This is a genomic window from Kitasatospora sp. NPDC004669 (assembly GCF_040609455.1).
Taxonomy (GTDB): domain Bacteria; phylum Actinomycetota; class Actinomycetes; order Streptomycetales; family Streptomycetaceae; genus Kitasatospora.
The window spans coordinates 106,777-121,224 of record NZ_JBEXKB010000003.1; the positions used below are offsets into that span (position 1 = coordinate 106,777).

Below are 14,448 nucleotides of genomic sequence, written 5' to 3' on the forward strand. Positions count from 1 at the left end.
AGCATAGGCATCCGTCACAGATCAGTGGCCGACCGGGTGGGTCCGCCCGGGGTTGGGGTTCATGATCTTGACGAAGGTCTTCGGCCCGGAGGGCAACGGCTCCTCGCGCTTGATCCGCGCGCGCCAGAACGGGTTGTCGTGCGGCAGGTGACTGCTCACCCGGCCGTACATCCCGAAGGTGGTGATGACGATCCCGAACAGGAACGCGAACAGCACGTTCGACATCCGGAAGTTGAGGATGTTCGCGTCCGGCCGCCCGAGCACCGCCAGCCCGTAGAAGCCGGACAGCACGAACAGCACACCGACCACCATGTTGAGGTTGGACGCGAAGTTCCCGCCGATGACCGCCCCGAGCACCAGGATCGCGCCCACCACGACGGACAGGATGGCCAGCGCGCCGTTGGTCGACAGCCCGCCGATCTCGTCACCCCTCGTGTCCAGGATGCCCGGGTGGTCGGCAAGCCCCAGACTCCCGAACACGATCAGGAAGACCCCCCCGAGCCCCGCCCCGATCCGCCAGACCATGACGAGCTTGTGGTCGACGGGCAGTTCGTCTTGCAGCTTCATGGCGACCTCCTGGGCTCGACCACGGCCTAGCTGTACGGGTGGCTCCCCTGCATGTGGGGTACCTCGTGCATGTAGAGCGAGCCGCACTGCTGGCAGCAGCGCAGCCCGGTGCCCCAGTCCTCCTCCGGCCGCGTCTCCGCGTCGTCCGGCATGGTCCGTCCGCAGAGCGCCGTCGACAGGTCGCCGTCCCGCACCACGTGCCAGGACTTCACCCCGCCGGCCGTCCCCTGCGGGCCGTACTCCGCGCGAAGTTTGTGCGTCATGCCCTCCATAGTCGCGCGGCGGCCCCGGGCCCGCTACTCGCCCGCCGCCTCCGCGGCACCGGCCGTCCAGCGCACGGGCGAGGCGACCACCGAGCCGATCCGGTTGCGCCGCCCGGCCGAGGACTCGGCGGTCAGCAGGATGCCGGTCAGGCCGGTGTCGTCGGAGTCTGGCAGCGGGATCTCGCAGGAGGAACCGGGGATCGGCACCCGCCCGAGGTGCTTGGCCAGCAGACCGCCGACGGTCTCGACGTCCTCGTCCTCCAGCTCGATGCCGAACAGCTCGCCCAGGTCCTCCACCAGCAGGCGGGCGGTGACCCGGTACGAGCCGTCGCCGAGGTCCTCGATCGGCGCGATCTCCCGGTCGTACTCGTCGGTGATCTCGCCGACGATCTCCTCCAGGATGTCCTCGATGGTGACCAGGCCGGCCGTGCCGCCGTACTCGTCGATCACGATCGCGACGTGCGAGCGGCGCTGCTGCATCTCGCGCAGCAGGTCACCGGCCGGCTTGGAGTCCGGTACGAAGACGGCCGGGCGCATCACCGCGCCGACCTCCTCGGCCTCCGCCTCGCGGTTGATGTGGGTGCGGCGCACCAGGTCCTTGAGGTAGACGATGCCGACCACGTCGTCCTCGTTGTCGCCGACCACCGGGATCCGCGAGAAGCCCGAGCGCAGCGCCAGGGTGAGCGCCTGCCGGACGGTCTTGTGCCGCTCGATCATCACCAGGTCGGTGCGCGGCACCATCACCTCGCGCACGATGGTGTCGCCCAGCTCGAAGACCGAGTGCACCATCCGGCGCTCCTCGTCCTCGATCAGGTCGTCCTTCTCGGCGAGGTCGACCAGGGCCCGCAGCTCCGCCTCGGAGGCGAACGGCCCCTCCCGGTAGCCCTTGCCCGGCGTGAGCGCGTTGCCGAGCAGGATCAGCAGCCGCGGGATCGGGCCGAGCACCGCGGCCAGCGGCAGCAGCACGAAGGAGGCCGCGGTGGTGGTGGAGATCGGGTGCTGACGCCCGATCGTGCGCGGCGAGACGCCCACCGCGACGAAGGACACCAGCACCATCACGCCGAAGGCCAGCAGTACGGCCCGCCAGGTCGGGTGGATGTTGCGCACGCACACCGCGGTGACCAGGACGGCCGCCGCCATCTCGCTGGCCACCCGGATCAGGGTCGCCAGGTTGAGGTAGCGGATCGGGTCGGAGGCGACGGTCAGCAGCCGCGCGGAGCCGCGCCGCCCGTTCCGTACGGCCTCCTCCGCCCGGAACCGGGAGACCCGGGAGATGCCCGCCTCGGCGCACGCGGCCAACCAGCCGAGCACGACCAGGGCCACGGCGCCGAGGATGAAGCTCGTACTCTCACCACTCACAGGGGTTCGGGCTCCGCGCTCAGTGGGTGGTGGGGGCCGGGGAGATGCCGCCGAGGCCGCGGCCCGCCCGCCAGTCGTCCAGGATGCGCTTCTGGAGGGCGAACATCTCCTCCTCTTCCTCCGGCTCCTCGTGGTCGTAGCCGAGGACGTGCAGCACGCCGTGGACGGTGAGCAGCTGCAGCTCCTCGTCCATCGAGTGCTTGGAGGGGGCCGCCTTGCCCTGCTGCTCGGCGACCTCGGGGCAGAGCACGATGTCGCCGAGCAGGCCCTGCGGCAGTTCCTCGCCCTCCTTGCCGGGACGCAGCTCGTCCATCGGGAACGACATCACGTCGGTCGGGCCGGGCAGGTCCATCCACTGGATGTGCAGCTCCTCCATCGCCGCACCGTCCACCAGGATCACGGACAGTTCGGACTGCGGGTGGATCCGCATCTTGTCCAGGGCGAAGCGGGCGACGTCGAGGATGGCTTCCTCATCGGCGTCCCAGCCGGACTCGTTGGCGATGTCGATCGACATGACGGGCTGTGTGCTCAGCTTTCGGTGCGATGGGACTGTCGGGGTGCGCGCGCCGCGGTCGTCTTACCGGGGCGCCGCTGGGCCGGCTTGCGAGCGGCCGGGGCGTTGTCCTCGACCTCCTGCCGGGCGTCCCAGCGCTCGTACGCGTCCACGATCCGGCCGACCAGCTTGTGGCGGACCACGTCGGTGCTGGTGAGGACGGAGAAGTGGATGTCCGGCACGTCGGCCAGGATCTCCTGGACGACCTTGAGGCCGCTCCTGGTACCGCTCGGGAGGTCGATCTGGGTGGTGTCGCCGGTGACCACCACCCGGGAGTTGAACCCGAGGCGGGTGAGGAACATCTTGATCTGCTCGGGCGAGGTGTTCTGGGCCTCGTCGAGGATGATGAAGGCGTCGTTGAGGGTGCGGCCGCGCATGTACGCGAGCGGGGCGACCTCGATGGTGCCGCTGGCCATCAGGCGCGGGATGGAGTCCGGGTCGATCATGTCGTGCAGCGCGTCGTACAGCGGGCGCAGGTACGGGTCGATCTTCTCGTAGAGGGTGCCGGGCAGGAAGCCCAGCCGCTCGCCCGCCTCGACCGCCGGGCGGGTCAGGATGATCCGGTTGACCTCCTTGGCCTGCAGGGCCTGGACGGCCTTGGCCATCGCCAGGTAGGTCTTGCCGGTGCCGGCCGGGCCGAGGCCGAAGGTGATCGTGTGCTTGTCGATCGCGTCGACGTAGCGCTGCTGGTTGAGGGTCTTGGGGCGGATCGTGCGACCCCGGTTGGACAGGATGTTCGCGGTGAACACCTGCGACGGGGCCGGGGAGTCCGGGTCCTCCTCCTGGCTGCGGAGCATGGCGATCGAACGCTCCACGGCGTCCTCCGTCAGGGGCTGGCCGGTGCGCAGCACCAGCATCATCTCGCTGAAGAGCTTCTGCACGAGGGCGACCTCGGCGCGGGCCCCGGTGGCGGTCACCTCGTTGCCGCGGACGTGGATGTCGGCGGCGGGGAAGCCCTTCTCGATCACGCGCAGCAGCGAGTCCGCCGTGCCGAGCAGGGTGACCATCGGGTGCTTCTCGGGAATGACGATCCGGGCGCTCACCTGGCCGTCGTCGGCCGGTTCGGGGCGCGACTGTCCGTGGGTACGGGTCTGCGATGTGTCACTCATAGGTCGGCGCTGGGGCCTGCCTCATCCCATCCGTGGTGTCGTGTGCCGCTCGGTCTCTCCGGGGCACCAGGGTACGCCGCGAGCGTGATCGCTGCGGCGGGCGGCGGGGCCGCACCCGACGATGCTGCGGCAGATCGGAGGACGACGCGAGCCCTTTTCGTTCTTGACGGATGCGGCCTCGGGGTTTTCGGTGCCGTTCACGGATGGCGGCGGGCGGGGACCGGCACCCGGGCGAGGTCGGCGGCGAGCACCAGCTCCCCGTCGAAGTGCTTGCGGGCGTCGGCCAGGTGCTGGCCGAGGTCCGGGTAGCGCTGGGAGAAGTGGGTCAGCACCAGGGTGCGCACGCCCGCCTCGGCGGCGGCCTTGGCGGCCTGGCCCGCGGTGAGGTGGCCGTGGTCCTCGGCGAGGTGGGCGTCGGCGTCGGTGAAGGTCGCCTCGACCACCAGCAGGTCGGCGCCCTCGGCGAGCCGGTGCACGCCCTCGCAGAGCCGGGTGTCCATCACGAAGGCGAACTTCTGGCCGGGCCTGGGCTCGCTGACCTGGTCCAGGGTGACCGTCCGGCCGTCCACCTCGATCGCGCCCTCGTGCTGCAGCCGGCCCACCGCCGGGCCGAAGACGCCGAACTCGGCGAGCCGCTCGGGCATCAGGCGGCGGCCGTCCGGCTCGGACAGCCGGTAGCCGAAGGACTCCACGGGGTGGTCCAGCCGGATCGCGTCCAGCGCGAAGCGGGCGCCGGGGGCGGGCAGCGGGCCCGGCTCGTCGATCGGCCGGGGCCGCAGCACGGCCGTCTCGTGGTAGGCGGTGGCGTGCCGCAGCCGCTCGAAGTAGACCTCGCCGGAGGCCGGGAAGTAGACGTCGACCGGGTGCGGGACGCGGTCAAGGTTGATCCGCTGGATCACCCCGGCGAGGCCCAGGCAGTGGTCGCCGTGGAAGTGGGTCACCGCGATCCGGGTGATCTGGGTGGCCGAGACCCCGGCGTGCAGCATCTGTCGCTGGGTGCCCTCGCCGGGGTCGAAGAGCAGGCCCTCGCCGTCCCAGCGGAGCAGGTAGCCGTTGTGGTTGCGGTGCCGGGTGGGCACCTGGCTGGCGGTGCCGAGGACGACGAGTTCGCGCTGGGACACGTAGGTCAGACCATGCTCTCGGTCATGTGCGTGCCGCCGAGCAGGTGGACGTGGGCGTGGAAGACGGTCTGCCCGGCGCCCGCACCGGTGTTGAAGATCAGCCGGTAGTCCTCGATGCCCTCGTCCCTGGCCACCGCGCCCGCCTCGGCGAGCAGTTCGCCGGCGATCTCCGGCTCGGCCGCGGCCAGCGCGGCGGCGTTCGGGTAGTGGACGTGCGGGATGACCAGGACGTGCACGGGGGCCTTGGGGGCGATGTCGCGGAAGGCGAGGGTGCGCTCGGTCTTGCGCACCACGGTCGCCGGGATCTCGCCCGCCACGATCTTGCAGAACAGGCAGTCGGGCTGCGGCTCGCCGGCCATCGGCTTCTCCTCGCGTCAGTGGGTTCGTGGGCCGTACGGGCGCAGCCTAGCCGAGCCGTCCGACCGCTTGCTGATACTCCTGCAGGTGCTTCCAGCGCACCGAGCGCATGCCGACGATGTCCCCCTCTGACACCTCGAAGTCCTCGGAGAGGAAGACGACCGCCAGGTAGACGAAGCCGAGCAGCCAACGCCGGGTGAGCCGCCACATGTTGGGGCGCATGACGCGCTTGCGGCGCACCACCCGCATGGCCAGGATCCCCTTGCCCACGCTGAAGCCGGTGAGCCGGGCGAGCACCACCTGGTTGAGGAACGAGGCGAGCAGGCCGACCCCCAGCAGGGTCACGAAGTAGGGCACCGCCGGGCCGCTGCTGTGGTGGACGGCGTGGCCGGCCGCGTGCGCGACCGGCTTGGGGCGGCTCGCCGCGTCAGCGGCGTTGGCGGCGGCGAAGCCGAGGCCGACCGCGAGGACGAAGTCGAGCACGATCGCCAGGGAACGCCGGCCGCCGCCCGCCTCCTTGGGGCACGGCGGGAGCGCGGGCTGCGCCTGCGGGTAGGGGCTCTGGCCGTACGCCTGGGGCTGTGGGGCCGGCTGGCCGTGCGGCGGGTACGGGTTCCGGCCGTACGGCTGCGGCGGCTGGGCGTACGGCCCCTGCGCGTACGGGTTCGGCCCGTAGCCGTTCTGCGGGTACTGCGGTGGCGGATAGCCCTGCGCCATGTGCTCCCCCGTGAGCTGTCGATCAAGATCCCGATCAAGGACAGCCCCGCATCCTACCCAGGCCCCGGAGCGGGAAATCGGCCCCACCGACTTCCCGCTCCGGACCCTCGACCCCCGTCCATCTCGCCTACGGCTACGCCCAGGGCAGCGGCGGCGCCGTCCGCGCCGGGGTCTGCGCCAGGGCCGCCAGGGCGATCCGCACGCCCTCGGCCAGCTGCGGGTCCTGGCCGGCCGCCCAGTGGTGCGGGGCGAACGGCACCTCGACGTCCGGGTCGACGCCGTGGTTCTCCACGCCCCAGCCGTAGTTCTCCAGCCAGAACGAGTACTTGGGCTGGGTGACCAGGGTGCCGTCGACCAGCCGGTAGCGGCTGTCGATGCCGATCACCCCGCCCCAGGTGCGGGTGCCGACCACCGGGCCGATCCCGAGCGCCTGGATGGCGGCGTTGACGACGTCGCCGTCCGAGCCGGACAGCTCGTTGGCGAGCGCGACCACCGGCCCGCGCGGGGCGTCCATCGGGTAGGGCACGGGGTGGTCGGTGTCCCGGATGACGTCCCAGCCGACGATCCGGCGGGCCAGCTTCTCGATCACCAGCTGCGAGGTGTGGCCGCCCCGGTTGTCCCGGATGTCGACGATCACGCCCTCCTTGGCCATCTCGGTGCTCAGGTCGCGGTGCAGTTGGGCCCAGCCGGCCGTCTGCATGTCCGGGATGTGCAGGTAGCCGAGCCGGCCGCCGGACAGCTCGCGCACCGCGGCCCGCCGCCCGGCCACCCAGTCGTGGTAGCGCAGCGCCTCCTCGTCGGCGAGCGGGACGACCACCGGGTTGCGCTGGTCGGTGCCGTCCTTGCCGGTCACCGTCAGTTCGACCGGCTGCCCGGCGGTGCCGGCCAGCAGCGGCGCCGGGCCGGTGACCGGGTCCACCAGGCGGCCGTTGACGGCCAGCACCGCGTCGCCCGGGCGGATCGCGGCGCCCGGCGCGGCCAGCGGCGACCGGGCCCGGGGGTCGGAGGACTCGCCGGGCAGGATCCGGGCGATCCGCCACTGCCCGCCGTCCTTGACCAGGTCCGCGCCCAGCAGGCCCTGGCGCCGGGCCGGCTCGGTGTACCGGCCGTGGGGGATCACGTAGGCGTGCGAGGTGCCGAGTTCGCCGTGCACCTCCCAGAGCAGGTCGACCAGTTCGTCGTGCGAGCCGACCCGCTCGACCAGCGGCCGGTAGCGCTCCAGCACCCCGGCCCAGTCCACGCCGCCCAGGTCCGGGCGCCAGAAGTTGTCCCGCATCAGCCGGCCGTTCTCGGCGTACATCTGGCGCCACTCGGCGGCCGGGTCGACGGTCACCCGCAGCCGGGCGAGGTCGACGGCGGTCTCGTCGTCCTCGCCGCCCGCCTTGTGGTCGGCCGGGACGATCCGCAGCTCGCCCTCGTCCAGCACGGCCACCCGGGTGCCGTCCCCGCTGACCGCGAACCCGTCGACGCCGTGCACCAGTTGCTCGGCGCGGCGCTTCCTGAGGTCGAAGCGCTCCAGCACCGGGCGCGGCCGCTCGTCGTCCAGCGAGGCCGCCTCGTCGCCGAGTTCGCCGAGCAGCGGCGCCCTGGTCCACAGCACGCCGTCCTTGGCGGCGCGCAGCGTGTGGAACCGGCCGCCCTCGACCGGGAACGGGACGATCCGGTCGGCGATGCCGTCCAGGTCCACCCTGGTCGCCGGGGCGGCCTCGGCCGCGCCCTCCTCGCCGTCCGCCTTCCGCGCCTTGGGCTCGTCCTCCTCCCCGCCGAGCGGCCGCCCGGCCCGCTGCGGGCCGAACGGGGACGGCGTGTCGGCGGCCAGCGTGATCAGGTACGGGCGGCAGCCGTTCGGGAAGGACAGGTCGAAGACGTGCGCGTCGTAGACCGGGTCGAAGTTGCGCACCGACAGGAAGGCCAGGTAGCGGCCGTCCGCGGTGAAGGCGGGCGAGGTGTCGATGAAGCGCTGCTGGGTGACCTCGCTGACGGTGCGGGTGGCCAGGTTGGCCAGCACGATCTGGCGCAACGAGTACGGGCCCACCCCGTGCACCGGGCGGGACCAGGCCAGCCAGGCCGAGTCCGGGCTGAACGCCAGCCCGCTCACCTCGCCGTCGGTGCTGCGCTCCAGCTCGTGCACCGCGCCGTCGGCCAGCGCCACCAGCAGCACCCGGCCGTCGTGCACGCCCAGCGCCGCCTGCTTGCCGTCCGGGGAGACCACCAGCGAGTTGACCCGGCCGAGCTGCCCGGCGGCCAGCCGGCGCCGCTCGGCGCCGTGCACGGCCGGGGCGTACTCCAGCGCGTCCTCGCCCTCGGCGTCGGACACCCAGAGCACGCCCTGGGCGCCGTCCTCACCCGGCACCACCCGGGCCAGCCGCGCGCGCACGCCCGGGGTCTCGTCCAGGACCCGTGCCGGGCCCTCGCGGTGGGTCAGCCAGTGCACGCTGCCGCGCACCACGACGGCGCCGGCCCGGCCGGTGCGGTCGGGGGCGACGGACTCCAGCCAGTGCGCGGCGTGCACCGGGCGGGGACGGCGGCCGGTGCGCGAGCCGGCCAGCCGGATGTCCAGGCGGCGCGGCTCGGCGCCGTCCAGGTCGTCCAGCAGCCACAGGTCGCCGGCGCGGTGGAGGACGACCCGGGTGCCGTCGGTGCTCGCGTTGCGGGCGTAGAAGCCGTCCGGGTCACCGGTGTGGCGGCGCAGGTCGGAGCCGTCCGGGCGGCTGGACCACAGCTCGCCGACGCCCTCGTGGTCGGACAGGAAGGCGATCCGACTGCTCGGTCCGCCATCGGGCGGGACGGGCCCGGCCACCCACAGCGGGGAGTCGAGCTGCCCCTCCAACTCCTCGTGCACGCGGGTGAATTCGTCCCGGCCGAGCCACAACTTGCCCACCCGGCCGCCCCGGTAGCGCTTCCACCAGGCCGGCTCGCGGTTGTTGACGGTGACCAGCAGCACCCTCTCCCCGTCCGGCTCGAAGGCGAGCCCGCCGACCGGCCCGTACGGCAGCCGCACCGGCTCGCCGCCGTCCAGCGGCACCGCGTGCGCCCAGCTGCGGCGCGTACTGGCCTCGCCGGCGCCGGTGGTGGCGATCGGGCGGCCGTCGGCCGTCCAGCCCTGCACCCGGGTCTGGTCGCTGCCCCAGTGGGTGAGCCGCCTGGACGGCCCGCCGTCCACCGACACCACGTGCACCTCGGGGGCGCCGTCCCGGGTGGAGGAGAAGGCGATGTGCCGCCCGTCCGGGGAGAACCGGGGGTGGTGCACCGGCAGGTGATCGGCCGTCAGCCGCCAGGCCCGGCCGCCGTCCAGCGGGGCCAGCCAGAGGTCGTCCTCGGCGACGAAGGTGACCAGGTCACCGTGCAGATGGGGATGGCGCAGATAGGCGCCCGCAGAGGTGCTCAGGGAGTCCGTCACGCCGCCAGCGTAGGCAGGCGCGGGTACGAGCCGCTCCGTTTTCCGCAACTCCCGACCCGGCGTGCGGGGGGTTACGCCCAGCGGCCGGTGCGCCCCAGCAGCAGCGCCCCTGCGGCCACCCCGGCGGTGGAGGTGCGCAGCACCGAGGGGCCCAGCCGGTAGGGCTTCGCACCCGCCTCGGCGAAGGCGGCCAGCTCCTCCGGGGAGACCCCGCCCTCCGGGCCGACCACCAGCACGATGTCCCCGGCCGCGGGCAGCGCGGCGTGCGCCAGCGGCTCGGCGCCCTCCTCGTGCAGCACCGCGGCGAGGGAGGCCTGGGCCAGCAGCGGGGCCAGCTGCCTGGTGGTCATCGGCTCGCGCACCTCGGGGAAGCGCAGTCGGCGGGACTGCTTGCCCGCCTCCCGGGCGGTGGCCCGCCACTTGGCGAGCGCCTTGGCACCGCGGTCGCCCTTCCACTGGGTGATGCAGCGCGAGGCGGCCCAGGGGATCACCACGTCCACGCCGACCTCGGTCATGGTCTCCACGGCCAGCTCGCCGCGGTCGCCCTTGGGCAGCGCCTGGACGACGACGATCCGCGGCGCCGGCTCCGGCTCCCGGCGCACGGCGGCCACCGTGACGTCGATCGCGTCCTTGCCGAGCACCTCGGCGACCGTCCCGTCCACGCCGAGCCCCAGCCCGTCCGCGAGGGTCACCGCCTCGCCGGCCTCCAGCCGCTTCACCGCGGCCGCGTGCCGCCCCTCCGCCCCGTCCAGGCGCACCAGCGCCCCGGGCGCGGCGGCGGCGATCCGCTCGGTCTCGACGACGAAGACGGGGGCGGTCATGGGGTGGTCCTCCGGAGGGAATGGGCGGAACAGGAACGCGAAGGGGGTGCCGGGGCTCTGACCCCGACACCCCCTCCCGGGCGGCCTACCGGCCGTTGAAGGCGTCCTTCAGGCGCGAGAACAGGCCCTGCTGGCCCGGCGCGAACTGGCCGGACGGGCGCTCCTCACCGCGCAGCACGGCGAGCCGGCGCAGCAGCTCCTCCTGCTCGGGGTCGAGCTTGGTGGGCGTCTGGACCTCGACATGCACTATCAGGTCGCCCCGGCCGCCCCCGCGCAGGTGGGTGATGCCCCGGCCGTGCAGCGGGATCGACTGACCGGACTGGGTGCCGGGCCGGATGTCGACCTCCTCCAGCCCGTCCAGGGTCTGCAGCGGCACCTGGGTGCCGAGCGCGGCGGCCGTCATCGGGATGGTGACGGTGCAGTGCAGGTCGTCCCCGCGCCGCTGGAAGACGGTGTGGGTGGTCTCGGCGATCTCGACGTACAGGTCGCCGGCCGGGCCGCCGCCGGGGCCGACCTCGCCCTCGCCGGCCAGCTGGATCCGGGTGCCGTTGTCGACACCGGCCGGGATCTTGACGGTCAGGGTGCGGCGGGCGCGGACCCGGCCGTCGCCGGCGCACTCCGGGCACGGGGTCGGCACGACGGTGCCGAAGCCCTGGCACTGCGGGCAGGGGCGGGAGGTCATGACCTGCCCCAGGAAGGAGCGGGTGACCTGGGAGACCTCGCCCTTGCCGCGGCACATGTCGCAGGTCTGCGCGGAGGTGCCGGGGGCCGCGCCCTCGCCGCTGCAGGTGGTGCAGGTGACGGCGGTGTCGACCTGGAGTTCCTTGGTGGTGCCGAAGGCGGCCTCCTCCAGGGTGATCTCCAGCCGGATCATGGCGTCCTGGCCGCGGCGGGTGCGCGAGCGCGGGCCGCGTTGGCCGGCCGCGGCGCCGAAGAAGGCGTCCATGATGTCGGAGAAGCCGAAGCCCGCCGCGCCGGCGCCGAAGCCGCCCGCGCCACCGCCGCCGCCCGGCGACAGCGGGTCGCCGCCGAGGTCGTAGACCTGACGCTTCTGCGGGTCGGAGAGCACCTCGTAGGCGGCGTTGATCTCCTTGAACCGCTCCTGCGTCTTCGGGTCCGGGTTGACGTCCGGGTGCAGTTCGCGTGCCAGGCGCCGGAACGCCTTCTTGATCTCGTCCTGCCCCGCATCCCGTCGGACGCCGAGTACCGCGTAGTAGTCCGTGGCCACCAAATGCTCCGCTTGTTCCGCCTGTAGTAGTGCGACTGGACACCGCCGTTACTTGTGTAACAGCGGTCTGCTTGCTACGACTCGGCCAGGATCTGACCCACGTACCGTGCCACTGCTCGCACCGCCCCCATTGTGCCCGGGTAGTCCATCCGGGTCGGACCGATCACACCCAGTTTGGCCACGCTCTCGTCGCCCGAACCGTAGCCGACCGACACCACCGAGGTGGAATTCAGCCCTTCGTACGCGTTCTCCCGCCCGATCCGGACCGTCATCGCGGCGTCCGTGGTCTCACCCAGGAGGCGGAGCAGGACGACCTGCTCCTCCAGGGCCTCCAGCACCGGCTGGATGGTGAGCGGGAAGTCGTGCCCCAACCGGGTCAGGTTGGCCGTGCCGGCCAGCATGATCCGCTCCTCGCTCTGCTCGGCCAGCGCCTCGAACAGGGTCACCAGGACCGTACTGACGGTCGGCCGGTCGATCTGCTCGAAGGTGGCCGGCAGCTCCTCCAGCAGGCCCGGGACGTCCGGCAGCCGCTGGCCGGCCGCCCGCGCGTTGATCCGCGCGCGCAGGTCGGCCAGGACCGTCTCGCCGACCGTGCCCGGGCAGTCGACCATCCGCTGCTCGACCCGGCCGGTGTTGGTGATCAGGACCAGCATCACCTTGGCCGGAGCCAGCGCCACCAGCTCGATGTGCCGGACGGTGGAACGGGTCAGCGAAGGGTACTGGACCACGGCGACCTGCCGGGTCAGCTGGGCGAGCAGCCGCACCGTGCGGGCGACCACGTCGTCCAGGTCGACCGCGCCGTCCAGGAAGTGCCTGATCGCCCGGCGCTCCGGGGCGCTCATCGGCTTGACCTCGGCCAGCTTGTCGACGAACAGCCGGTAGCCCTTGTCGGTGGGGATGCGCCCCGCGCTGGTGTGCGGCTGGTGGATGTACCCCTCCTCCTCCAGCGCCGCCATGTCGTTGCGCACGGTGGCCGGGGAGACCCCGAGGTTGTGCCGGTCCACCAGGGCCTTGGAGCCGACCGGCTCCTCGGTGCCCACGTAGTCCTGGACGATGGCACGCAGAACGGCGAGCTTGCGGTCGTCCAGTTGGCGGACCTCACCGGCCATGGGGCACGCACCTCCGTCTTCGCACGTTGTCCGTCTGTGATGCTGCGGGCCACTCCTGGAAAGGACCCCGACCCTGGCACTCTGCGCACACGAGTGCCAGAACCGTACCTGCCAGTGTAAGGCCCGGGTCCTTTCGCAGGAACGGCCCGCCCGGGGTGATCCTGCCCGCAGTTCGAGGCGGGGCCGCGACACTCCCCGTGCACGGGATGGTGCTCGGGGACCGTCCGGGTGGCAGCATCGAAAGCGACGGCGAATGGAGGAGCAAGCGATGTCGAGCTCGGGCCAGCACACCCGTTTCGCGCCCGACCGCGGCCTGACCGGCCGCATGGTCGCGACGATGTTCGTGATCGGGCTGCTGTACGTCGGTTTCACGGGCCTGCTGATCGCGCTGCTGCGCGGGGCCTGGCCGCTGATCGTGCTGATCTCCGGCGGGCTGTTCGTGGCCCAGTTCTGGTTCAGCGACAAGATCACCGAGCGGGCGATGGGCGCCCACCAGGTGACCGAGGAACAGTACCCCCAACTGCACGGCACCATCGACCGGCTCTGCGCGCTGGCCGACATGCCCAAGCCCCGCGTGGCGGTCGCCGACAACGACATGCCCAACGCCTTCGCCACCGGCCGCAACCCGCAGAACGCGGTGGTCTGCGTCACCACCGGTCTGCTGCGCCGGCTCGAACCGGAGGAACTGGAAGGCGTCCTGGCGCACGAGCTGTCCCACGTCGCCCACCGGGACGTCGCCGTGATGACCATCGCCGGATTCCTCGGCGTGCTCGCCGGGGCGATGACCCGGATCGCCTTGTACGGCGGGTTCATGGGCGGCGGGCGCAACAACAACGACCAGAACGCGGCCATCGTGGCGCTGATCGTCCCGCTGGTGTCGATGGTCGTCTACGCGATCAGCTTCCTGCTCACCCGGCTGCTCTCCCGCTACCGCGAGCTGGCCGCCGACCGGGCCGCGGCCCAGCTCACCGGCCGGCCCAGCTCCCTGGCCTCGGCCCTGACCAAGGTGACCGGACAGATCGCGGCCATCCCCACCGAGGACCTGCGCAAGTCCCAGCCGTACAACGCCTTCTGGTTCGCCCCCGCGCTGAGCGCCCGGGAGACCGCCTCGCAGCTGCTCTCCACCCACCCGTCGCTGGAGAAGCGGCTGGCACAGCTGGCGAAGATCTCCGAGCAGCTCGGCCGCTGATCACCGCCCGACCCGAATGATCCGAATGATCCGAGAGGACCGCCGTGGGATTCCTGGACGCCCTGTTCGGCCGCACCAAGCCCGTCAAGCCCGACCTCGACCAGCTGTTCGGCGTGCCGTCCGCCGCGCTCACCCTGGAGGCCGGGGCCGGGTTCACCCCCACCGGGCTCGGTTCGGTCTGCTTCGCGGCCGTGGAGGGCGCGGCCTTCGTCCAGGTCGAGCAGCAGGTCCGGGCGCTGCTGGACGCCGACACCGAGCGCGGCGGCGTGCCGGTGGAGGCCTCCAAGGACGGCTACGGCTACTCCTGGCTGCTCGCCCGGCACCGGCCCGAGGAGCTGCCGGAGCTGGTGAACGACCTGCACGCGGTCAACAGCGAGCTGGAGGCGAACGGCTTCGGGCCGCAGCTGCTCTGCTCGCTGGTCTGCTTCCGCAACCCGGAGGGCCAGTCGCTGGCCCTGGTCTACCTCTACAAGCGCGGCACCTTCTACCCCTTCGCCCCGATGCCCGGCGGCGGCGAGCGGCGCAACAGCCCGCTGGAGCTGCAGGTCAACGCGATGCTGGGGAACGACCTGCGGCTGGAGAAGGACCTGAGCCGCTGGTTCCCGGTCTGGGGCGCGCCGGGCCTCTGACGGTCCGGCCGCCATCCCTATGATCA

The 14,448-nt window shown here is 72.6% G+C and carries 14 protein-coding genes; 2 read left to right on the forward strand and 12 right to left on the reverse strand.

What is annotated here, in order from left to right; genetic code table 11:
• Positions 1–21: 21 nt before the first annotated feature.
• The 12 genes from ABZW30_RS04085 to hrcA all read right to left on the reverse strand — a co-directional run bounded on the left by ABZW30_RS04085 (position 22) and on the right by hrcA (position 12,604).
• Positions 22–567 carry a DUF4383 domain-containing protein gene (locus tag ABZW30_RS04085; protein ID WP_355669473.1) on the reverse strand — a complete coding sequence of 182 codons (546 nt, stop codon included), beginning with the start codon at positions 565–567 and terminating at the stop codon, positions 22–24.
• Positions 568–593: 26 nt separating this feature from the next.
• Positions 594–830 (reverse strand): hypothetical protein, encoded by a 237-nt coding sequence (locus ABZW30_RS04090; protein WP_355669474.1) that lies wholly within the window; start codon positions 828–830, stop codon positions 594–596.
• A gap of 33 nt (positions 831–863) precedes the next feature.
• On the reverse strand, positions 864–2,189 hold the full coding sequence (locus tag ABZW30_RS04095) for a hemolysin family protein (RefSeq protein ID WP_355669475.1): 1,326 nt from the start codon (positions 2,187–2,189) through the stop codon (positions 864–866).
• Between the two features lie 19 nt (positions 2,190–2,208).
• Entirely contained in the window at positions 2,209–2,703 is a 495-nt protein-coding gene (gene ybeY, locus ABZW30_RS04100; RefSeq protein ID WP_030061268.1) for an rRNA maturation RNase YbeY, read from the reverse strand.
• A gap of 14 nt (positions 2,704–2,717) precedes the next feature.
• Complete coding sequence (locus ABZW30_RS04105) at positions 2,718–3,749, reverse strand: PhoH family protein (protein WP_355669589.1); 1,032 nt, start codon at positions 3,747–3,749, stop codon at positions 2,718–2,720.
• Between the two features lie 299 nt (positions 3,750–4,048).
• Positions 4,049–4,972 carry a ribonuclease Z gene (locus ABZW30_RS04110; RefSeq protein WP_355669476.1) on the reverse strand — a complete coding sequence of 308 codons (924 nt, stop codon included), beginning with the start codon at positions 4,970–4,972 and terminating at the stop codon, positions 4,049–4,051.
• 5 nt (positions 4,973–4,977) lie between these two features.
• Positions 4,978–5,331, reverse strand: coding sequence for a histidine triad nucleotide-binding protein (locus tag ABZW30_RS04115; protein ID WP_355669477.1), 354 nt, complete (start codon positions 5,329–5,331; stop codon positions 4,978–4,980).
• Between the two features lie 46 nt (positions 5,332–5,377).
• A complete protein-coding gene (locus ABZW30_RS04120; RefSeq protein WP_355669478.1) occupies positions 5,378–6,046 on the reverse strand; it encodes an RDD family protein in 669 nt (222 codons plus the stop codon).
• 133 nt (positions 6,047–6,179) lie between these two features.
• Positions 6,180–9,446 carry a S41 family peptidase gene (locus ABZW30_RS04125; protein ID WP_355669479.1) on the reverse strand — a complete coding sequence of 1,089 codons (3,267 nt, stop codon included), beginning with the start codon at positions 9,444–9,446 and terminating at the stop codon, positions 6,180–6,182.
• A gap of 71 nt (positions 9,447–9,517) precedes the next feature.
• The gene (locus ABZW30_RS04130) at positions 9,518–10,267 is read right to left on the reverse strand and encodes a 16S rRNA (uracil(1498)-N(3))-methyltransferase (RefSeq protein WP_355669480.1); all 750 of its coding nucleotides are present in this window, start codon (positions 10,265–10,267) and stop codon (positions 9,518–9,520) included.
• A gap of 85 nt (positions 10,268–10,352) precedes the next feature.
• Positions 10,353–11,495, reverse strand: a complete 1,143-nt coding sequence (gene dnaJ / locus ABZW30_RS04135) for a molecular chaperone DnaJ (protein WP_355669481.1) — start codon at positions 11,493–11,495, stop codon at positions 10,353–10,355.
• A gap of 74 nt (positions 11,496–11,569) precedes the next feature.
• Positions 11,570–12,604 carry a heat-inducible transcriptional repressor HrcA gene (gene hrcA / locus ABZW30_RS04140; protein ID WP_355669482.1) on the reverse strand — a complete coding sequence of 345 codons (1,035 nt, stop codon included), beginning with the start codon at positions 12,602–12,604 and terminating at the stop codon, positions 11,570–11,572.
• 268 nt (positions 12,605–12,872) lie between these two features.
• On the opposite strand from hrcA, the gene htpX reads away from it, so the two are divergent.
• Both htpX and ABZW30_RS04150 read left to right on the forward strand, forming a co-directional pair.
• Positions 12,873–13,793, forward strand: coding sequence for a zinc metalloprotease HtpX (htpX, locus tag ABZW30_RS04145; RefSeq protein WP_355669483.1), 921 nt, complete (start codon positions 12,873–12,875; stop codon positions 13,791–13,793).
• Between the two features lie 44 nt (positions 13,794–13,837).
• Positions 13,838–14,422: a hypothetical protein gene (locus ABZW30_RS04150; protein WP_355669484.1), complete on the forward strand. Its 585-nt coding sequence runs from the start codon at positions 13,838–13,840 to the stop codon at positions 14,420–14,422.
• Positions 14,423–14,448 lie beyond the last annotated feature (26 nt).